Consider the following 18,899-nt stretch of genomic DNA (forward strand, 5'->3'; position numbering starts at 1 on the left):
CGTGTACGAAGGTGGTGGGCACGCTGAGCTTTGCCACCCTAAAAGACCTCCGTCGGGTCCTACTCCGCGGCTTCCGCGTAGTCGCTGACCGGCGGGCAGGAGCATACCAGGTTGCGGTCGCCGTAGACGTTGTCGACGCGGCCCACGGGGCACCAATATTTGTCGGTGCGCGAGACGCCGTCGGGGAAGCAACCCTCGGTGCGGGTGTAGGCGCGCTTCCAATCGTCGTCGGCGATGTCGTGCACGGTGTGCGGGGCGTGGCGCAGGGGCGAGGCTTCGATCTTGAAGCGGCCGGCCTCGACCTCGGCGATCTCCTTCCGGATCGCGATCATGGCATCGCAGAAGCGATCGAGCTCGGCCTTGGATTCCGACTCGGTCGGCTCGATCATCAGCGTGCCCGGCACCGGGAAGCTCATGGTCGGGGCGTGGAAGCCGTAGTCGATCAGCCGTTTGGCGATGTCGTCGACGGTGACGCCCGAGGTCGTCTTCAGCGCGCGCGGATCGACGATGCATTCATGCGCGACGCGGCCCCTCTCGTTCTTGTAGAGCACCGGGAAGTGCGCATCGAGCCGCGCTGCGATGTAATTGGCGTTGAGGATCGCGATCTCGGTGGCGCGCTTCAGGCCTTCGCCGCCCATCATCAGGATGTAGATGTAGGAGATCGTCAGGATCGAGGCCGAGCCGAACGGCGCGGCCGAGACCGGGCCGACCGGAGCGTCGCCTTGTGTTGCCGGATGACCCGGCAGGAACGGCGCAAGGTGCGCCTTGACGCCGATCGGGCCCATGCCCGGGCCGCCGCCGCCATGCGGGATGCAGAAGGTCTTGTGCAGGTTGAGATGGCTGACATCGGCGCCGTAATCGCCGGGCCTGCTCAGGCCGACCTGGGCGTTGAGGTTGGCGCCGTCGAGATACACCTGGCCGCCATGGGCGTGGACGATGTCGCAGATCTCGCGGATGTGCTCCTCGAACACGCCGTGCGTCGAGGGATAGGTGATCATGATCGCGGCGAGGTCGTTCGAATGCTTCTCGGCCTTGGCGCGGAGATCACCAACGTCGACGTCGCCGTTCTTCTCGCAGGCGACCACCACCACGTCCATGCCGGCCATCGCGGCCGAAGCGGGATTGGTGCCGTGCGCGGAGGAGGGAATCAGGCAGATCTTGCGGTGGCTCTCCCCGCGCGCGGCATGATAGCCGCGGATCGCCAGCAGCCCGGCATATTCGCCCTGCGCGCCCGAATTCGGCTGCAGCGAGATCGCGTCATAGCCGGTGATGTCGCACAGCCATTTCTCCAGCCGCGCGAACAGCGCGTGATAGCCGGCGGCCTGCTCGCGCGGCACGAACGGGTGCAGCGTCGCAAACTCCGGCCAGGTCAGCGGCATCATCTCGGTGGTTGCGTTCAGCTTCATGGTGCAGGATCCCAGCGGGATCATGGCGCGGTCGAGCGCGAGATCGCGATCGCTGAGCTTGCGCATGTAGCGCAGCATCTCGGTCTCCGAGCGATGCGCATGGAAGACCGGATGGGTGAGGAACGGGGTGGTGCGCTTCAGCGTCTCCGGCAGCGCCTCCCGCGTCCCGGCGTCGATCTCGGCATAGGCGAAGGTGCCGCCGAAGGCGCGCCAGACCGCTTCCACCGTCGCAGGCGTCGTCGTCTCGTCGAGCGCGATGCGCAGCGCCGTGTCACCGATGCCGAGATTGATCTGTTCGGCCGCGGCGCGCGCGACGATCTCGGCACGCCCGGCGCCGGCATCAACGCTGAGCGTGTCGAAGAAGGTGTCGGACTGCGGCGCAAAGCCGAGCTTGCGCAGGCCGCTCGCGAGTACGGCGGTGCGGCGGTGGACGCTGCGCGCGATCTGCGAGAGCCCCTCGGGGCCGTGATAGACCGCATACATCGAGGCGATCACGGCGAGCAGCACCTGCGCGGTGCAGATGTTGGAGGTCGCCTTCTCGCGGCGGATGTGCTGCTCGCGGGTCTGCAGCGCGAGGCGATAGGCAGGCATGCCGCGGGAATCGACGGAGAGGCCGACGATGCGGCCGGGCAGCGAGCGCTTCAGCGCATCGCGCACCGCCATATAAGCCGCGTGCGGCCCGCCATAGCCCATCGGCACGCCGAAGCGCTGCGCCGAGCCGATCGCGATGTCGGCCCCTAACTCGCCGGGCGAGGCCAGCAGCGTCAGCGCCAGCAGGTCGGCGGCAATGATCGCAAGCGCGCCCTTGGCCTTCAGTGCTGCGATCGCGGGCCTGAGGTCACGCAACGCGCCCGATGACCCCGGATATTGCAGCAGCGCGCCGAGCACGTCGGCCGTGTCGAGATCGGTCAGCGGATCGCCGACGATCAGGGTCCAGCCCAGCGGCTCGGCGCGGGTCCGCATCACGGCCAGCGTCTGCGGATGGACGTCCTTGTCGACGAAGAAGGCCTTCGCCTTGACCTGCGAGTGCCGCTCGGCGAGCGCCATGGCCTCGGCGGCGGCGGTGGCCTCGTCGAGCAGCGAGGCGTTGGCGACGTCGAGCCCGGTGAGGTCGCAGATCATGGTCTGGAAATTGAACAGCGCCTCCAGCCGGCCCTGGCTGATCTCGGGCTGGTAGGGCGTATAGGCCGTGTACCAAGCCGGGTTCTCGAGGATGTTGCGCTGGATCACCGCGGGCAGGATCGTGCCCGAATAGCCTTGGCCGATCAGCGAGGTGAAGACCTGGTTCTGGGCTGCGAGCTCGCCCATATGCGCGATCGCCTCGGTCTCGCTCAGGGGCTTGCCGAGATCGAGCGGGGCGGCCTGCCGGATCGAAGCCGGCAGCGTCTCCGCCATCAGCGCGTCCACGCTCTTGGCGCCGACGGTCTCCAGCATGGCGGTGACGTCGCGTGCCGACGGGCCGATGTGGCGGCGAACGAAAGAGGCGGCGGTGTCGCCGTTGGATTTGCGGTGCGCGGTCATCATGGGTCCTCGCTTTAGGTCTTCTGTCGTCGCCGCCATGGCCGGGACAAGCCCGGCCATGGCGATGTGGAAAGATCGCGCCTCATCTCACGCCGTATGGGCCTTGTAGGCGGCTTCATCCATGAGGCTGCCGAGCTCGCTCTTGTCGGCCATCCTGATCTTGAAGAACCAGGCCGCACCCTGCGCATCCGAGTTCACCAGCGCCGGCTCGGCGGCGAGCGCCTCATTGGCCTCGAGCACTTCGCCTGTAACAGGCGCGTAGACGTCGGAGGCGGCTTTCACCGATTCCACGACGGCGGCGGCTTCGGCCTTCTTCAAGCTCCGGCCGACCTTGGGCAATTCGACGAACACGACGTCGCCGAGCTGCTGCTGGGCGTAATCGGTGATGCCGACGGTGGCGATGTCGCCGTCGATCGCGAGCCATTCATGGTCGGAGGTGTACAGCGTCGTGGTCATTGTCTTGTCCTCAGCGTTTGTAGGTGTTTTTCACGAAGGGCATGGCGGCGACTGCGAGCGGCAGGCGCTGGCCGCGCACCTCGGCGAAGAGTTTGGTGCCGAGCGCGCTCAGATTCGTGGGCACGTAGCCCATCGCGACCGGCGCATTCAGGCTCGGGCCGAAACCGCCCGAGGTGACCTTGCCGATCGGCTCGCCCGCGGCCTCATCCGCAAACAGCAGCGCGCCCTCGCGCACCGGCGCGCGGCCTTCGGCACGCAAGCCGACGCGGCGGCGGGACGCGCCGTTATCGAAATGCGCAAGGATCTTCTCGGCCCCGGGAAAACCGCCGGCGCGCACCCCGCCGCTGCGGCGGCTTTTCTGCACCGACCATTCCAGCGCGGCCTCGACCGGCGTGGTCGCGGTGTCGATGTCGTGGCCGTACAGGCAAAGTCCGGCTTCGAGCCGCAGGCTGTCGCGGGCGCCGAGGCCGATCGGCAGCACGTCCGGGTTTTCGAGCAGCGTCCTGGTCAGGCGCTCGGCGTCGGCAGCGGGAACGGAGATCTCGAAGCCGTCCTCGCCGGTATAGCCGGAGCGCGAGACGAAGCATTTGATGCCGGCGACCTCATGCGGGCCGGCATCCATGAATGTCATGGACGGCGCCCCTGCACACAATTTCGCCAGCGCCGCTTCCGCCTTCGGGCCCTGCAGCGCGATCAGCGCGCGGTCGGCAAGAGAATCGATGACGCAGTCGTCCGCGAGGTGCGCGCGCAGATGCGCCTCGTCCGCGTCCTTGCAGGCGGCGTTGACGACCAGGAACAGGTGATCGCCGAAATTGGCGACCATGAGATCGTCGAGGATCCCGCCGTCCGCATTGGTGAACTGGGCGTAGCGCTGCCGGCCCGGTGCAATCGCCACGATGTCCTGCGGCACCAGCCGTTCCAGCGCGCGGGCGGCGTCCGCGACCTTGCCCGACTTCGGCCGCAGGGCGAGCTGGCCCATATGGGAGACGTCGAACAGGCCGGCCGCGGCGCGCGTATGGAGGTGCTCCTTCAGCACGCCGGCAGGGTACTGCACGGGCATGTCATAGCCGGCGAACGGCACCATCTTGCCGCCGAGGGACACATGCAGGGCGTGGAGGGGCGTCTGTCGGAGCGATTTCTGGTCGTCGGGTGCTGGCATCACAGGGGTCCTCGGCGGTTCCCCGGGGACGATTCCCCGGGCCAACCTGTCGAAGCCCCATCTGTCGCTGTGCCTGAGAGTATTATCCCGTCGGCGGGTGCCACCCGGGTTGTTAGGCCCGTCGGCGCCTCTTTCCAGATGCTGTCAAAGCCACGCGGTCCTTTTGCCTGAGAGTTTCCGGGGCGGTTGCTCCTTCGGCGCCGGCAGTAAAGCCGGTCTCTCCCGACGTGGCCGTACGATATAGATGGTTACAGACCACAGGGCGGCCAAGCCTGTCAACGCGGCGGTTTCGCCTTTTCAACCGGGATTGCGCGCCTGCGGCAACCCTCTGATCTCCTTGCACAGTTTCTGGACACTGAAGCAGGCCTTGTCTAAAAGCGCTTTGGCCCGCAGATATCAGCCCTAACCTCTGGTTTGGATGGCAGGAAGCGGGTCCCAGCACACCCGATTGGATGAACATGAGCGGCGTCAACGAGATCAGGTCGACCTTTCTGAACTTCTTTGCCGAGAACGGCCACGAGATCGTGCCGTCCTCGCCATTGGTGCCGCGCAACGACCCGACGTTGATGTTCACCAATGCCGGCATGGTGCAGTTCAAGAACGTCTTCACCGGTGTGGAGAAGCGCCCCTATCAGCGCGCCACCACGTCGCAGAAATGCGTGCGCGCCGGCGGCAAGCACAACGACCTCGACAATGTCGGCTACACCGCGCGCCATCTCACCTTCTTCGAGATGCTCGGCAATTTCTCGTTCGGCGACTATTTCAAGGAGCGCGCGATCGAGCTTGCCTGGAAGCTGATCACGAAGGAATTCGGGCTGAAGAAGGACAAGCTGCTCGTCACGGTCTATCACACCGACGACGAGGCGGCGGGGCTGTGGAAGAAGATCGCCGGCTTCTCCGAAGACCGCATCATCCGCATCCCGACCTCGGACAATTTCTGGGCGATGGGCGACACCGGCCCGTGCGGCCCGTGCTCGGAGATCTTCATCGACCGCGGCGAGCACATCTGGGGCGGGCCTCCGGGCTCGCCGGAAGAGGACGGCGACCGCTTCCTCGAATTCTGGAATCTGGTGTTCATGCAGTTCGAGCAGGTGACGAAGGAGGAGCGCCAGCCGCTGCCGCGTCCCTCGATCGACACCGGCATGGGCCTGGAGCGGATGGCCTGCATCCTCCAGGGCGTCGAGAGCGTGTTCGAGACCGACCTGTTCAAGAACCTGATCGATGCGACGGCGTCCGCGCTCGGCACCGGGCCGAGCGAGCAGACCGTGGCCTCGTTCCGCGTCATCGCCGACCATCTGCGCTCCTCGGCCTTCCTCGTCTCCGACGGCGTGCTGCCTTCGAACGAGGGCCGCGGCTACGTGCTGCGCCGGATCATGCGCCGCGCCATGCGCCACGCGCAGCTGCTGGGCGCCAAGGAGCCGCTGATGCACCGGCTGGTCTGGGCGCTGGTCCGCGAGATGGGCCAGGCCTATCCCGAGCTGATGCGCGCGGAAAAGCTGATCGAGGAGACGCTGCGGCTGGAAGAGACCCGCTTCCGCAAGACGCTGTCGCGCGGCCTTGCGATCCTCGACGAGAAGTCGGCCGGCCTGAAGAAGGGCGACATGTTCGACGGCGACGTCGCCTTCACGCTCTACGACACCTACGGCTTCCCGCTGGATCTGACGCAGGACGCGCTGAAGTCGCGCGGCATCGGCGTCGATCAGGCGGCGTTCACGGACGCGATGGAGCGCCAGAAGGTGAAGGCGCGCGAGTCCTGGAAAGGCTCGGGCGAGGCGGCTTCCGAGGCGATCTGGTTTCCGCTGCGCGAGAAGCTGGGTGCGACCGAATTCCTGGGCTACGAGACCGAGAGCGCCGAAGGCGTGGTGTCCTCGCTGGTCAAGGATGGCCATGAAGTCGCCAGCCTCAAGGCCGGCGAGACGGGCGCGATCGTGCTCAACCAGACGCCGTTCTATGCGGAGTCCGGCGGCCAGGTCGGCGACACCGGCGTGCTCTCGGGTGAGGGCGGCGTCAAGTTCCGCGTCACCGACACGCAGAAGAAGCTCGGCGATCTCTTCGTCCATGTCGGCACGGTGGAGAGCGGCGAAATCAGGCTCGGCACCGCGCTGCAGCTCGAGGTGGATCATTCGCGGCGCTCCTCGATCCGCGCCCATCACTCGGCGACGCATCTCATCCACGAGGCGCTGCGCCAGGTGCTCGGCGACCACATCGCCCAGCGCGGCTCGATGGTCGCGCCGGACCGCCTGCGCTTCGACTTCGTGCATCCGAAGCCGATCACGCCGGAGGAGCTCGCCCGCGTCGAGGACATCGCCAACGATGTGGTGCTGGAGAACGACGAGGTCACGACCCGCATCATGGGCGTCGACGAGGCCCGCGAGGCCGGTGCACGCGCCCTGTTCGGCGAGAAATACGGCGACGAAGTCCGCGTCGTCTCGATGGGCAGGACTGCGCGCGAGCGCGGCGCCAACGCGCTCGGCTGGTCGGTCGAGCTCTGTGGCGGCACCCATGTGAAGCGCACCGGCGATATCGGCCTGATCACGCTGACGGGCGAGAGCGCGGTTGCATCCGGCGTGCGCCGCATCGAGGCGCTCACCGGCAATTACGCGCGCCGGCATGCGAACGAAACCATGGCGCTGGCGAAGACCGCGGCGAACGAGCTGCGTACCTCCCTCGACGACGTGCCGGCGCGCATCTCAGCGCTGATGGAGGAGCGCAAGAAGCTCGAGCGCGAGCTGTCCGACGCCCGCAAGAAGCTCGCGATGGGCGGCGGCGCGTCCGCCAGCAACGGCGCCGCGGCCGGCGTGCGCGATGTCGGTGACGTCAAGCTGATGGCACGTGCCGTGGAAGGCATCGAGATGAAGGATCTCAAGAGCCTCGCCGACGACGGCAAGAAGCAGATCGGCTCGGGCGTCGTCGCCATCGTCGGCGTCACCGAGGACGGCAAGGCCGGTGTGGTGGTCGGCGTCACGCAGGACCTCACCGCGCGCTTCAACGCCGTGAACCTCGTGCGCGTCGCCTCCGAGGCGCTCGGCGGCAAGGGCGGCGGCGGCCGGCCCGACATGGCCCAGGCCGGCGGTCCCGATGGCGCCAAGGCGGCGGCCGCGCTCACCGCGATCGAAAAAGCGATGGCGGGCGCTTAAGTCGCCATGGCCCCCGTTCCGCGCGGACGTGGGCTCCGCGATCCCGAATTTCGGGATCGCCTCTACGATTTGCTGGAGCACGATCCGCTGGCCTACTCGGTCGGGTCGCGCTTCATCCAGCTGATCATCGGGATCATCGTGCTCAATGTGGCCGCGATGATCCTCGCCTCGCTGCCGGAGCTCGATGCGCAGTTCGGCACGCTGTTCGCAGCCATCACCATCCTGTCCGTGATCGTGTTCGCGCTGGAATATGCGGCGCGGTTGTGGACGGTGGCGGGGCACACCCAGCGCAAGGGCTCGGCGCTGGCCGACCGGCTCGGCTACGCCTTCTCCGCACTCGGCATCATCGATCTCATGGCGTTCCTGCCGGCGGCAATCGTGCTCGCCACCGGCGGGCATGCGACTCTGGCCGCGCTCGGCGTGCTGCCGTTCTTCAAGCTGATCCGCTATTCGCCGGCGATGCGCTCGCTGCTCGCGGCCGTGCATGCCGAGCGGCGGGCGCTGATCGGCTGCATCGTCATCCTGATCGGCGCGGTGCTGACCTTCGCATCGCTGCTCTACGCCATCGAGCGCGACGTGCAGCCGGACAAGCTCGGCACCATCCCGCAGGCGATGTGGTGGGCGATCGTCACGCTCGGCACGGTCGGCTATGGCGACGTCGTGCCGGTGACGCCGCTCGGCAAGTTCGTCTCCACCTTCGCCATCATCGCCGGCTTTGCCATGATCGCGCTGCCGGTCGCGATCATCTCGACCGCCTTCGCCGAAGAGGTGAAGCGGCGCGATTTCGTCGTCACCTGGGGCATGCTGGCGCGGGTGCCGCTGTTTTCGCATCTGTCGGCCGCGGAGATCGCCGACATCATGCGCCTATTGCGGGCGCGCACCATCGAGCAGGGCGAGATCCTGGTGCGGCGGGGCGATGTCGCCTCGTCGATGTATTTCATCACCGCCGGCGAGGTCGAGATCGCGCTGCCGAGCCAGCATGTGCGGCTTGCCGACGGCACCTTCTTCGGCGAGATCGCGCTGCTGCACAAAACAAAACGCAGCGGCACGGTGACGGCGACCCGCAAGACCCGGCTGCTCGTGCTCGACGCCCAGGATTTCCACGCCCTGATCGCGCGCATGCCGACGCTCGCCGACCACGTCCACACCACCGCCAAGGCACGGCTCGCCGACACCGGCGACCTCGCGCTCGCCGAGCTGGCGCAGGCGGAGAAGAACGACGCCGACCGCTGAGCGGTCAGCCCTTCTTCAGGAAAACATAATCCGCCGAGTAGGGCGCGCTTTTGAACTCACCCGCCTTTTCGCACGCGCCGTCGAGCTCGCCGCCATGGGTGTTGATGCGCTGGACCGTGGTGACGGGCGCCAGGGTGCCGCTGCCGCGGTGGGAGGCGACGTCCAGCTTCAGCCAGGGGATATCGGCGGCCGTCGCGCCCGGCGCGTTGCCGACGGCCCTGCCGACCACGGCGCTGCCGTCGGCGAGCTCCCAGTTCGGCCCGGCGTAATGCCGGCCGATCGTTTTGCCATCGGACAGCAGCGTCGCGATCGGCTCGCGGAAGACCCAGGCGAGCTTGCCGTCAGCGCCGGCCTTGCACTCGTAGACCTGCGCGCCCTCGGCGTGGACGCTGAGCACGACGGTCTCGCCCGGCGCCGCGATGGCCTCGGGGAGAGGATCGGCGGCTCTGGCTTGCCCGGCCATGGCGGCCAGCAACAGCAGGCTGGGGACGGCAGGCTTGATCGCCATGGTCGCATCTCCGCGCGAGGGCAACAAAATAAAAAAGGGCCACGCTTTGGCGCGGCCCTTCATGATGTCTGGCCCAGTCGGGCGAAATTGCGGACGGCTCAGGCCGCCAGCTCCTTGGTCAGGTTCTCGGCGACCTTGTCGAGGAAGCCCGTGGTCGAGAGCCAGCGCTGGTCGGCGCCGACCAGGAGCGCGAGGTCCTTGGTCATGTAGCCGGCCTCGACGGTGTCGACGCAGACCTTCTCCAGCGTGTTGGCGAACTTCGCCAGCTCGGCATTGTTGTCGAGCTTGGCGCGGTGGGCGAGGCCGCGGGTCCAGGCGAAGATCGAGGCGATCGAGTTGGTCGAGGTCTCCTTGCCCTTCTGGTGCTCGCGGTAGTGACGGGTCACCGTGCCGTGGGCGGCTTCGGCTTCCACCGTCTTGCCGTCGGGCGTGAGCAGCACCGAGGTCATCAGGCCGAGCGAGCCGTAGCCCTGCGCGACGGTGTCGGACTGCACGTCGCCGTCGTAGTTCTTGCAGGCCCAGACATAGCCGCCGGACCATTTCAGCGCCGAGGCCACCATGTCGTCGATCAGGCGGTGCTCGTAGGTCAGGCCCTTGGCGTCGAAGTCCTTCTTGAACTCCTTGTCGAAGATCTCCTGGAAGATGTCCTTGAAGCGGCCGTCATAGACCTTGAGGATCGTGTTCTTGGTCGACAGGTACACCGGGTAGTTGCGGAGCAGGCCGTAATTGAACGATGCGCGGGCGAAGTCGATGATGGAGTCGTCGAGATTGTACATCTCCATGGCGACGCCGGCGCCGGGCGCCTTGAACACTTCCTTCTCGATCACGGTGCCGTCCTCGCCGACGAACTTCAGCGAGAGGGTACCCTTGCCCGGGAACTTGATGTCGGTGGCGCGGTACTGGTCGCCATAGGCGTGGCGGCCGATGATGATCGGCTTGGTCCAGCCGGGAACCAGGCGCGGCACGTTCTTGCAGATGATCGGCTCGCGGAAGATCACGCCGCCGAGGATGTTGCGGATGGTGCCGTTCGGCGACTTCCACATCTGCTTGAGGTTGAACTCCTTCACCCGGGCCTCGTCCGGGGTGATGGTGGCGCACTTGACGCCGACGCCGACCTTCTTGATCGCCTCGGCGGCGTCGATGGTGACCTGATCGTTGGTGTGGTCGCGGTATTCCATCCCCAGGTCGAAATAGAGCAGCTCGACATCCAGGAACGGGGTGATCAGCTTGTCCTTGATGTACTGCCAGATGATCCGGGTCATCTCGTCGCCATCGAGTTCGACGACGGGATTGGATACCTTGATTTTTGCCATGATCGGGGAAGCCTCTTGGGAACGGCGCTTTTGGCGCGCCACGGGAATATCCGCCGCCTCTTAGCACCGCCGCGCGGCGGGCGAAAGCCAAGGGATTATGCACTTTTAGCTCATCCAGCTTCCGCAGATGGGGAGCGGACAGCCGGGCCGGGGCTCGCGTTCCCAGCGAGATTCAAAAGTCGAATCCAAGTCGTTATTTCCCTTGAGAATTTCGTCAGGACAGGCAAACGACAGGCGGACGGGGCTGGCCGGAAGGCGCGGCTTGAATCGATTCCTGAGAGCGCCTGGCCAAGGCCTTGAGAGACAGTGTGAAAGCGAAGCGAGATGTCGGGGACTGACAAGAGCAAGGCGGGTCTATCCCTCGACGGTCCCATCGTCATCCTGGTCGAGCCGCAGCTCGGCGAGAACATCGGCATGGCCGCACGTGCCATGGGCAACTTTGCTCTCGGCCGGCTTCGCATCGTCAACCCCAGGGACGGCTGGCCCAACATCGCGGCCCAGCGCGCCGCGGCCGGCGCCGACCATATTCTGGAAAAGGTCGAATTGTTCGACACGGTGGAGCAGGCGGTCGCCGACCTCGACCTCCTGTTCGCCACCACGGCACGTCCCCACGACCAGGCCAAGCCGGTGGTCGGGCCGGAAGCCGCAGCCGGCGAGATCGCCGGGCACGTCGCGACCGGCGGCAGGTGCGGCATCCTGTTCGGCAGGGAGCGCTGGGGCCTGACCAACGAGGAGGTCGGCCTCTCCAACCGCATCATCACCTTCCCGGTCAATCCGGGCTTTGCCTCGCTCAACCTCGCCCAGGCCGTGCTGCTGGTCGGCTATGAATGGTTCAAGCGCGCGACCTCGGGCGCGCTGCCCCACGCCATGCCGGAACGCTCCGAGCGCGCCTCGCAGCACCAGATGCAGGCCTTCTTCGACAATCTCGTGCGCGAACTCGACAAGGTCGAGTTCCTGCGCCCGGCCGAGAAGCGCGACACCATGCTGGTGAACCTGCGCAACATCTTCACCCGGATGGAGCCGACCAAGCAGGACATGCACACCCTTCACGGCGTGATCATGGCGATCGCGGAGGGACGCAAGGGCCCGGCCAAGGGCGGCGTGCTCGACGGCGAGCAGGCGACGCGCCTGCGCGCGCTCTTGGCCGAGCATGGGCAGGGCGGTGGCGTGCCCGACAGCGGCTCCACCGTGCGCGGCCTCGCCCGCCTGCTCCGCCGCAACCCGACCGACGCCGAGCGCCTGCTGTGGCAGGCGCTGACCCGCGACCGCCGCTTCGCTGGCCAGTTCAAGCGCCAGACCCCCGTCGGCCGCCACATCCCGGACTTCGTCTCGTTTCCGCACCGGATCGCGATCGAGCTGGTGAACCCGGGCGAGGGCGAGGCGATTGCGGCCGACCGCGTGGGCCGGCGGACCTGGCTGGAGGCCCGGGACTATCGGGTGATGGAGATGCGCGCAGCGGATGTGGAGCGTGATCTCGAGGCGGAGCTGGTGCGGCTTGCGGGGATGATGGCCGACGGATCGCGCGCTCCTTAGCAGCAGGCTCAAGGCGCGTCGTACTCCACTATGTCCCGCGAATATGCGTCAACTCCGCTGACACTCGTGAGCGGCAGCTCGGCCTGCGCGCGGTCTGAGCGCTTCGTGCGATCCGCCAATCATGCTAGGTTGGCTCTTGCCGTGGACGTGTCCAGCCGGTCGTGGACAGCAAGGGGGGATTCTTTCAGTGAAATCCCATTTTGAGTCGCCGCCGCTCGACGAGTTCGCCACAAGGAGAGCGGGCGTGCTGATCTTGATCGGCCGTATTCTGCTTGCGTGGGTATTCGTCGGAAGCGCGTACGGAGCGCTATCCAATTTCGGCGGCTCGGTGGGCTATTTCAGGTCGCTGAACCTTCCAGCAGCTGAGCTGTTCACCATCACGAACATAGCAGTCGAGATCCTCATATCCCTTGGTCTGATATTGGGTTTCGGCACCCGCTACTGCGCGGTTCTGATGTTCGTGTTCGTGCTGACGGCGACAGTGATCGCACACCGCTACTGGGAATATCCCGCCGGCGCGCAGCAGATTGGTCAATACAACCATTTCCTGAAGAACATCTCGATCATGGGAGGCGCGATGCTGATCTTCGTCACTGGGCCAGGCCGATTCAGCTTGGACCGGGCAACGTAGACGGCATCACTTCACATGGGGCTTGAATGCGTCCTCGATCGCTCGACGGATGCTCCTTGTGAGCGGCTTCAAGGCATCGCCCAGGAACGCGAAGAGAAGCATCAGCCACGTCGCAAGCGCGGCACACCACAGCATGACTTCCAGTATCTCGGGCATGATGCCCTCTCGAAAAATACGTTCTCTGAAATATGGCCAGTGTCGCCCAAAGGAGCCGGCACGGCAAGGGCCGCCTCTGTCGGCCACGACGCGTGCGCTGGTCGGAGAGCCGGTAAGCCTGGCTGACCCACTGGAAGCGGACACCCCATTCGAATACCCGCGTGACCGCTGAAGGGCGTTTCCCTAACCGTCGCTACGGACTTACACCGCCTCGAGCTGCTCCGTCGCCCGCTTCTTCTTCGCCTTGGACTGGCCGAGCAGGGGGCCTGCCGTGAGTGCCGCCGTATCGGCCACGCCCGGGTCGCGCGAGATCATCGCCGCGACGATCGCGCCATCGATGAGGAGGCCGAGCTGATGCGCGAGCACCGCAGGCTCGGTCGAGCCGAGCTCGCCGGCGAGCTTCTCGATGTGGCCGAGCACGATCTTCTTGTGCTTCAGCGCGATGTTGCGGAACTGCTTGGCGTCCTTGTCGTGCTCGCCGACCGCGTTGATGAAGGGGCAGCCGTAGAAGCGCTCCTCCGCGAACCAGCTCTTCAGCGCGGGAAAGATGCGCGTGAGCTTCGCCTGCGCATCGCCGCCGCCTTGCTCCATGGCGCCGATGAACCATTCGCGCCACTGCTTGCCTTCGCTTTCCAGCACGGCGTTGACGAGATTGGTCTTGGAGCCGAACAATTTGTAGAGCGTGGTCTTCGCGGTGCCGGCTTCCTCGATGATCGCATCGATGCCGGTGGCGTTGATGCCGTTCTTGCAGAACAGATGCGTCGCGGCGCTGAGCAGGCGCCCGCGCGCGGATTCGTCGTCGCCTGCGCCGGCGTGGGGCGAGTTCGAATTCTTCTTCGATGACGTCTTTGCCATGGGCTGCAACTTAATCGCAGCTGCATCACATCAGCAAGCCGCATCTGTCCAGCGCTGAAAAGATTCGCATCCGCTCGGTCATCTGCTCCGCCTTTGAGCATGACGGGGCTGATCAATCGGCAGGCAGCGACGCTTAAGCGGCTCCAATGCTTCGCATTTCGCTTTTCGCCGCTTCTGGCACGCTCCATGCAAGGAAACAGACCGTTCGGTATCCTACCGATTTCCACTTCTGCCAGGGAGAAGACTGATGACTGCCGTCGTTCAAAAGACAGTGCTGACGGGGTGCCTCGCGCCCATCGACAAGAATGGGCTCGAGCAGCTGATCGCCAACGGCAAGGCGAATCCGAAGGTCATCAAGACCTTGAAGTGCAAGACGGTCGCGGAAGGCAAATTCCGCCACGCCAACTACATCCGCAACCTGCCGCCCTACATCGTCGACGAGCCGCCGGGCCTGCTGGGCGACGACACCGCGCCCAATCCGTCCGAAGCTTCGCTCGCCGCGCTCGGTTCCTGCCTTGCGGTCGGCCTGCACGCCAATGCCGTGCATCGCGGCTGGATCGTCAACAAGCTCGAGCTGGAGCTCGAAGGCGATCTCAACATCACGGCGGTCTGGGGCACCGGCGACACCTCCGACAAGCCGGTCGGGTTCACGGACGTCCGCGTCAAGGTCGACATGGAATGCGAGGGCGTCTCGCAGGACGAGATCAATGCGCTGGTTGCCCATGTGAAGAAATGGTCGCCTGTCGCCAACACGTTCACCCGGCCGGTCAATCTCGAGGTCGGCATCTAGCAGACGGCAATCAGGACAAGGTGCGGGAGACGATCATGGGTTCACTGGCTTTATCGCGGGCCGAAGTTATGGATCAGCCCGCACCGTCCATTGCGGGCGAGGTGGCGCGGATCGCGCGCGAGCAGCTCGCGCCGCTCGCCGCGGGCATCGACGATGGTACGGTCTATCCGGCCGAGGTGCTGCGCAAGTTCGGTGCGGTCGGGGCGTGGGGCAGTCACGTGCCTCACGAAGGCCCCGCCGATCTGCGCTGCGCCATCCAGGCGATGGCCGCGATCGGGGAAGTCTGCGGCGCCACGGCTTTCATGGCCTGGTGCCAGGACACCCTGGTCTGGTACGCGGCGAACTCGACGAACATCAAGCTCGCCAAACGCTTCGGCGATGCCTTCTCGACCGGTCGCGTGCTCGGCGGCACCGGGCTCTCCAACCCCATGAAGAGCTTCTTCGGTATCGAGAAACTGAAGCTGAAGGGGCGCAAGGTCGAGGGCGGCTACATCGTGCGCGGTGCGCTGCCCTGGGTCTCCAATCTCGGCCCCGACCATTATTTCGGCACCATCTTCGAGCGTGAGGACGATCAGGGCACCGCAAGTGGCGAGCCCGGCACTGTGATGTTCCTGGCCGACTGCTCGGACCCTGCGATCACGCTGACGCCGTGCAAGCCGTTCCTCGCCATGGACGGCACCGGCACCTACGGGGTGCAGTTCCGCGACGTGTTCGTGCCGGACGAGCTGATCCTGGCCGATCCGGCCGGGCCCTTCGTCAAGAAGATCCGCGCCGGCTTCATCCTGCTCCAGGCCGGCATGGCGCTCGGCCTCATCAAGGACTGCATCAACATCATGGACGAGGTCGACAATCCCCTCGGCCACATCAACCGCTATCTGCCGCAGCAGCCGGTGCACTTCCGCGATCTCGCCGCCGAGCTCGAGGCCGAGACCATGGCGCTGGCGCGCGATCCCTACAACGAGGAGGAAACCTACTGGCGCAAGGTGGTCGCACTGCGGCTTCGCGCCGGCGAGGCCAGTGTCGCGGCGGCGCATGCGGCGATGCTGCATTGTGGCGCACGCGGCTACCTCAAGAGCCACCGCGCGCAGCGGCGCATGCGCGAGGCCTATTTCGTCGCGATCGTCACGCCTGCCACCAAGCAGCTGCGCAAGATGCTCGCCGAGTCCTGAGTTCTACGAGTCCACCCGAAGACCCCCAACCTCAACGGAGAGGCTGCCATGACTGACGTTCTGATCACTGCCGTCGAACTCGCCGATCTCTTGAAGACTGAGCCGTGTGTCGTCATCGACACCCGCAATCCCGACGCCTACGCCGCCGGCCATCTGCCCAATGCCGTCAATGTGCACGAGATTTTCACGTTCCTGGCGACCTCCACGCCCGAGGGCATGGCCGAGCTGAAGACTAAGTTCGCCGATGCGTTCGGCGGCGCCGGTCTTTCCGGCAAGGAGACGGCGGTGATCTACGAGCAGTCGATGAACTCCGGCTTCGGCCAGTCCTGCCGCGGCTATTACCTGCTCACCATGCTCGGCTATCCCAAGGTGAAGGTGCTGCATGGCGGCTTCGATGCCTGGTCGGCCGCGGGCTTCCCGGTGACCAAGGACGTGCCGACGCCGGTGAAAGCTTCGTTCGCCATCGTGCCTGAAGCGGGCGAGATCCTGATCGATGCGAAGACCATGCTGGGCGCCGTCGGCAAGCCCGGCATCGCCATCCTCGACGTGCGCGATGTCGACGAGTGGATCGGCGACAGCTCCTCTCCCTACGGCAAGGACTTCTGCCCGCGCAAGGGCCGTATCCCCGGCGCGGTGTGGCTGGAATGGTACCGCATGATGAAGCCGACAGCCGAGGGCCCGCGCTTCAAGTCCAAGGACGAGATTCTGGCCGAATGCGCCACCGTCGGCATCTCGCAGACCACGCCGGTCTACCTCTACTGCTTCAAGGGCGCGCGCGCCTCGAACACCTTCCTGGCGCTCAAGAACGCCGGCGTGAAGGACGTGCGGATGTATTTCGGCTCCTGGAACGAATGGTCGCGCGATCCGTCGCTGCCGATCGAGCAGGGCTTGCCGATTGCAGCTGGTGTCACGACCAAGGCGGCGTGAGTGCACGCCTCGTCCTTCGAGACGACCGCTTCGCGGTCTCTTCAGGATGAGGCTAAGCGGCATCGGTGCGTGTTGAAACTGCTGCCGCGCACTCCGCCCTCATCCTGAGGAGCCCGCCTAAAGCGGGCGTCCCGAAGGATGTGTTGCCCGCGGACGAGGCGCAATTCCCAGCGCCTTGATCCGCGAGGCCAAGGTGGTCGGCTTGACGTCGAGCATCTCGGCGGCACCGCCGGGGCCGAACACCTTGCCTGCGCAGGCCTCGAGTGCAGCCAGGATATTGGCGCGCTCGTGCTCGCGCATCTCGGATGAGGTCATGACCGCGGGGCGCGCATCGGCCTTCGGGCGTGCGGCGCCGGTCGGAACCTGCGCGCCGGAGCCGTCGGGCAGATCGATGCGCAGACGGCCGTTCTGGGACAGGATCGCGGCGCGCTCGATCACATTCTGCAATTCGCGGACATTGCCGGGCCAGTCGTAGCGGGTCAGTCGCCGCGCATCGCCCTCGGACAGACGCAGGTTCGACTTCAGCGCCTTGCCCTCGCGCGTCAGGAAGTGCTGGGCGAGCAACGGAATATCCTCGCGCCGTTCGCGCAAGGGGACGGTCTCGATCGGGAACACGTTGAGGCGAAAATAGAGGTCCTCGCGGAAACGGCCGCGCTGGACTTCCTGCTTGAGGTCGCGATTGGTCGCGGCGATGACGCGGACGTCGACCGCGCGCGTGCGTGCCTCGCCGACGCGCTCGAAATGGCCTTCCTGCAACACGCGCAGCAGTTTGCCCTGGAGCTCGAGCGGAATTTCGCCGACCTCGTCGAGAAACAGCGTGCCGCCGTCGGCCAGTTCGAAGCGCCCGATGCGGTCGCGCATTGCGCCGGTGAAGGCGCCGCGGACATGGCCGAAGAACTCGCTCTCGAACAATTCGCGCGGGATCGCGGCGCAGTTGACACGGATCAGCGGCCGGTCGCTGCGGGTCGAGTCCTCGTGGATGGCGCGCGCGATCAGCTCCTTGCCGGTGCCGGATTCGCCGGTGATCATCACGGCAGCGGCGGTCGGCGCCACCAGCTTGACCTGGCGCAGCGTCTTCTGGATCGCCTCGCTTCCACCGATGATGCCGCGCGGATTGGTCTCGATGCGGATCTCCTCCTGCAGATAGGCGTTTTCCAGTTCGAGTCGCTCGCGCAGGCGGTCGACTTCGGCGAGCGCCGCGTGCAGCTTCTCGTCGGCCTCGCGGCGCTGGCTGACGTCGCGAAACACGACGACTGCGCCGACCACGACGCCGCGATCGCGGATGGGCGTGGAGGTGTATTCGACCCAGGCCGGCGAGCCGTCCTTGCGCCAGAACACCTCGCCATCGACCTGATGCACGGCGCCGTCACGGAACGCTGCATAGATCGGGCAGTCGTGATCGGGGTAGTGGCGGCCGTCGTGGTGGGTGTGGTGCACGATCGGGTGGATCTCCTTGCCGACCAGCTCTTCGGCGGTCCAGCCAAGCATCCGCTCCGCCGCGGGGTTCACGAAGGTGGTCTTTCCTTCCGCGTTCACGCCATAGATACCTTCGCCGGCGGCGCGCAGGATCAGCTGGTTCTCGCGCTCGATGTCCTGAAAGACGCGCTCGACCCGCTGCCAGGTCGATATGCCGCTGCGCATGTGATCCTCGGCGGCGGCATCGACATTGCGCCGGCGGCGCGCGTCGAGATCTGTCAGCGTGAGCAGCAGCAGCGTGCGGCCGTCATGCGGCACCACGCAGCCTGCATATTCAAGCTGAAGATCTTGCCCCGTCGCGTGGCGGGGAGTGAGCGCCGTGGTCCAGTAGGCGCCCTTGTGCAGCACGGCCTGGGTGAAGACGGTGAGGGCCGGAAGCTCGCCGGCGTGGAGCGTGCTGGGCCTGGTCTGCCGCAGCAGCGCGCGGTCATAGCCGAGCAGGGAGCAGGCGGCGGGATTGGCATCGACGATCTGGTCGCTGAAGGGATCGACCAGCAGTGTCGCCTCGACCGAGGATTCGAACGCTGCGACGCGCGGATCAATCGGGGGAGCCACGTCGTCCTGGACGGGCATTGGCGTTGGTGCCATTGCGAAATCTCGTAATTGAACTACGAAATCTCGTTTATCAC

The 18,899-nt window shown here is 66.1% G+C and carries 15 protein-coding genes and 1 riboswitch; of the genes, 7 read left to right on the forward strand and 8 right to left on the reverse strand.

Features of this window, described 5'->3' with window-relative positions:
- Positions 1-59 precede the first annotated feature (59 nt).
- The 3 genes from gcvP to gcvT form a co-directional block, all read right to left on the reverse strand.
- Positions 60-2,927, reverse strand: coding sequence for an aminomethyl-transferring glycine dehydrogenase (gene gcvP, locus XH96_RS14525; protein WP_194394139.1), 2,868 nt, complete (start codon positions 2,925-2,927; stop codon positions 60-62).
- Between the two features lie 87 nt (positions 2,928-3,014).
- Entirely contained in the window at positions 3,015-3,383 is a 369-nt protein-coding gene (gene gcvH, locus XH96_RS14530; protein ID WP_194393089.1) for a glycine cleavage system protein GcvH, read from the reverse strand.
- A 10-nt stretch (positions 3,384-3,393) separates the two neighbouring features.
- Entirely contained in the window at positions 3,394-4,542 is a 1,149-nt protein-coding gene (gene gcvT, locus XH96_RS14535) for a glycine cleavage system aminomethyltransferase GcvT (protein WP_194393090.1), read from the reverse strand.
- Positions 4,543-4,688: 146 nt separating this feature from the next.
- Positions 4,689-4,777, reverse strand: a riboswitch (glycine riboswitch).
- A 223-nt stretch (positions 4,778-5,000) separates the two neighbouring features.
- On the opposite strand from gcvT, the gene alaS reads away from it, so the two are divergent.
- Both alaS and XH96_RS14545 read left to right on the forward strand, forming a co-directional pair.
- Complete coding sequence (gene alaS, locus XH96_RS14540) at positions 5,001-7,679, forward strand: alanine--tRNA ligase (RefSeq protein ID WP_194393091.1); 2,679 nt, start codon at positions 5,001-5,003, stop codon at positions 7,677-7,679.
- 6 nt (positions 7,680-7,685) lie between these two features.
- Positions 7,686-8,912, forward strand: coding sequence for a cyclic nucleotide-gated ion channel (locus tag XH96_RS14545; protein ID WP_194393092.1), 1,227 nt, complete (start codon positions 7,686-7,688; stop codon positions 8,910-8,912).
- A 4-nt stretch (positions 8,913-8,916) separates the two neighbouring features.
- On the opposite strand, the gene XH96_RS14550 is transcribed toward XH96_RS14545, so the two are convergent.
- A complete protein-coding gene (locus XH96_RS14550; RefSeq protein ID WP_194393093.1) occupies positions 8,917-9,420 on the reverse strand; it encodes a DUF3455 domain-containing protein in 504 nt (167 codons plus the stop codon).
- A 98-nt stretch (positions 9,421-9,518) separates the two neighbouring features.
- Positions 9,519-10,733, reverse strand: a complete 1,215-nt coding sequence (locus tag XH96_RS14555; protein ID WP_194393094.1) for an NADP-dependent isocitrate dehydrogenase — start codon at positions 10,731-10,733, stop codon at positions 9,519-9,521.
- Positions 10,734-11,057: 324 nt separating this feature from the next.
- Here XH96_RS14555 and XH96_RS14560 point away from each other — a divergent pair, with 324 nt between their 5' ends.
- Entirely contained in the window at positions 11,058-12,266 is a 1,209-nt protein-coding gene (locus tag XH96_RS14560; protein ID WP_194393095.1) for a TrmJ/YjtD family RNA methyltransferase, read from the forward strand.
- A gap of 187 nt (positions 12,267-12,453) precedes the next feature.
- Positions 12,454-12,897, forward strand: a complete 444-nt coding sequence (locus XH96_RS14565; protein WP_246790081.1) for a DoxX family protein — start codon at positions 12,454-12,456, stop codon at positions 12,895-12,897.
- Between the two features lie 6 nt (positions 12,898-12,903).
- Here XH96_RS14565 and XH96_RS14570 read toward each other — a convergent pair whose 3' ends face one another.
- Together XH96_RS14570 and XH96_RS14575 are read right to left on the reverse strand one after the other, a co-directional pair.
- A complete protein-coding gene (locus XH96_RS14570) occupies positions 12,904-13,053 on the reverse strand; it encodes a hypothetical protein (RefSeq protein ID WP_194393097.1) in 150 nt (49 codons plus the stop codon).
- 201 nt (positions 13,054-13,254) lie between these two features.
- Complete coding sequence (locus XH96_RS14575) at positions 13,255-13,908, reverse strand: TetR/AcrR family transcriptional regulator (protein WP_194393098.1); 654 nt, start codon at positions 13,906-13,908, stop codon at positions 13,255-13,257.
- A gap of 247 nt (positions 13,909-14,155) precedes the next feature.
- Here XH96_RS14575 and XH96_RS14580 point away from each other — a divergent pair, with 247 nt between their 5' ends.
- From XH96_RS14580 to XH96_RS14590, 3 genes are read left to right on the forward strand one after another with little or no spacing between them, the layout of a single operon-like run.
- Complete coding sequence (locus tag XH96_RS14580; protein ID WP_028178841.1) at positions 14,156-14,698, forward strand: OsmC family protein; 543 nt, start codon at positions 14,156-14,158, stop codon at positions 14,696-14,698.
- A gap of 35 nt (positions 14,699-14,733) precedes the next feature.
- Positions 14,734-15,867 (forward strand): acyl-CoA dehydrogenase family protein, encoded by a 1,134-nt coding sequence (locus XH96_RS14585; RefSeq protein ID WP_194393099.1) that lies wholly within the window; start codon positions 14,734-14,736, stop codon positions 15,865-15,867.
- A 48-nt stretch (positions 15,868-15,915) separates the two neighbouring features.
- Complete coding sequence (locus XH96_RS14590; protein WP_194393100.1) at positions 15,916-16,794, forward strand: sulfurtransferase; 879 nt, start codon at positions 15,916-15,918, stop codon at positions 16,792-16,794.
- A gap of 117 nt (positions 16,795-16,911) precedes the next feature.
- Here XH96_RS14590 and XH96_RS14595 read toward each other — a convergent pair whose 3' ends face one another.
- A complete protein-coding gene (locus tag XH96_RS14595) occupies positions 16,912-18,858 on the reverse strand; it encodes a sigma 54-interacting transcriptional regulator (RefSeq protein ID WP_194393101.1) in 1,947 nt (648 codons plus the stop codon).
- Between the last annotated feature and the right edge of the window lie 41 nt (positions 18,859-18,899).

Origin of the sequence: Bradyrhizobium sp. CCBAU 51765 (assembly GCF_015291725.1) — a bacterium.
In the GTDB taxonomy this organism is placed as follows: Bacteria; Pseudomonadota; Alphaproteobacteria; order Rhizobiales; family Xanthobacteraceae; genus Bradyrhizobium; species Bradyrhizobium liaoningense.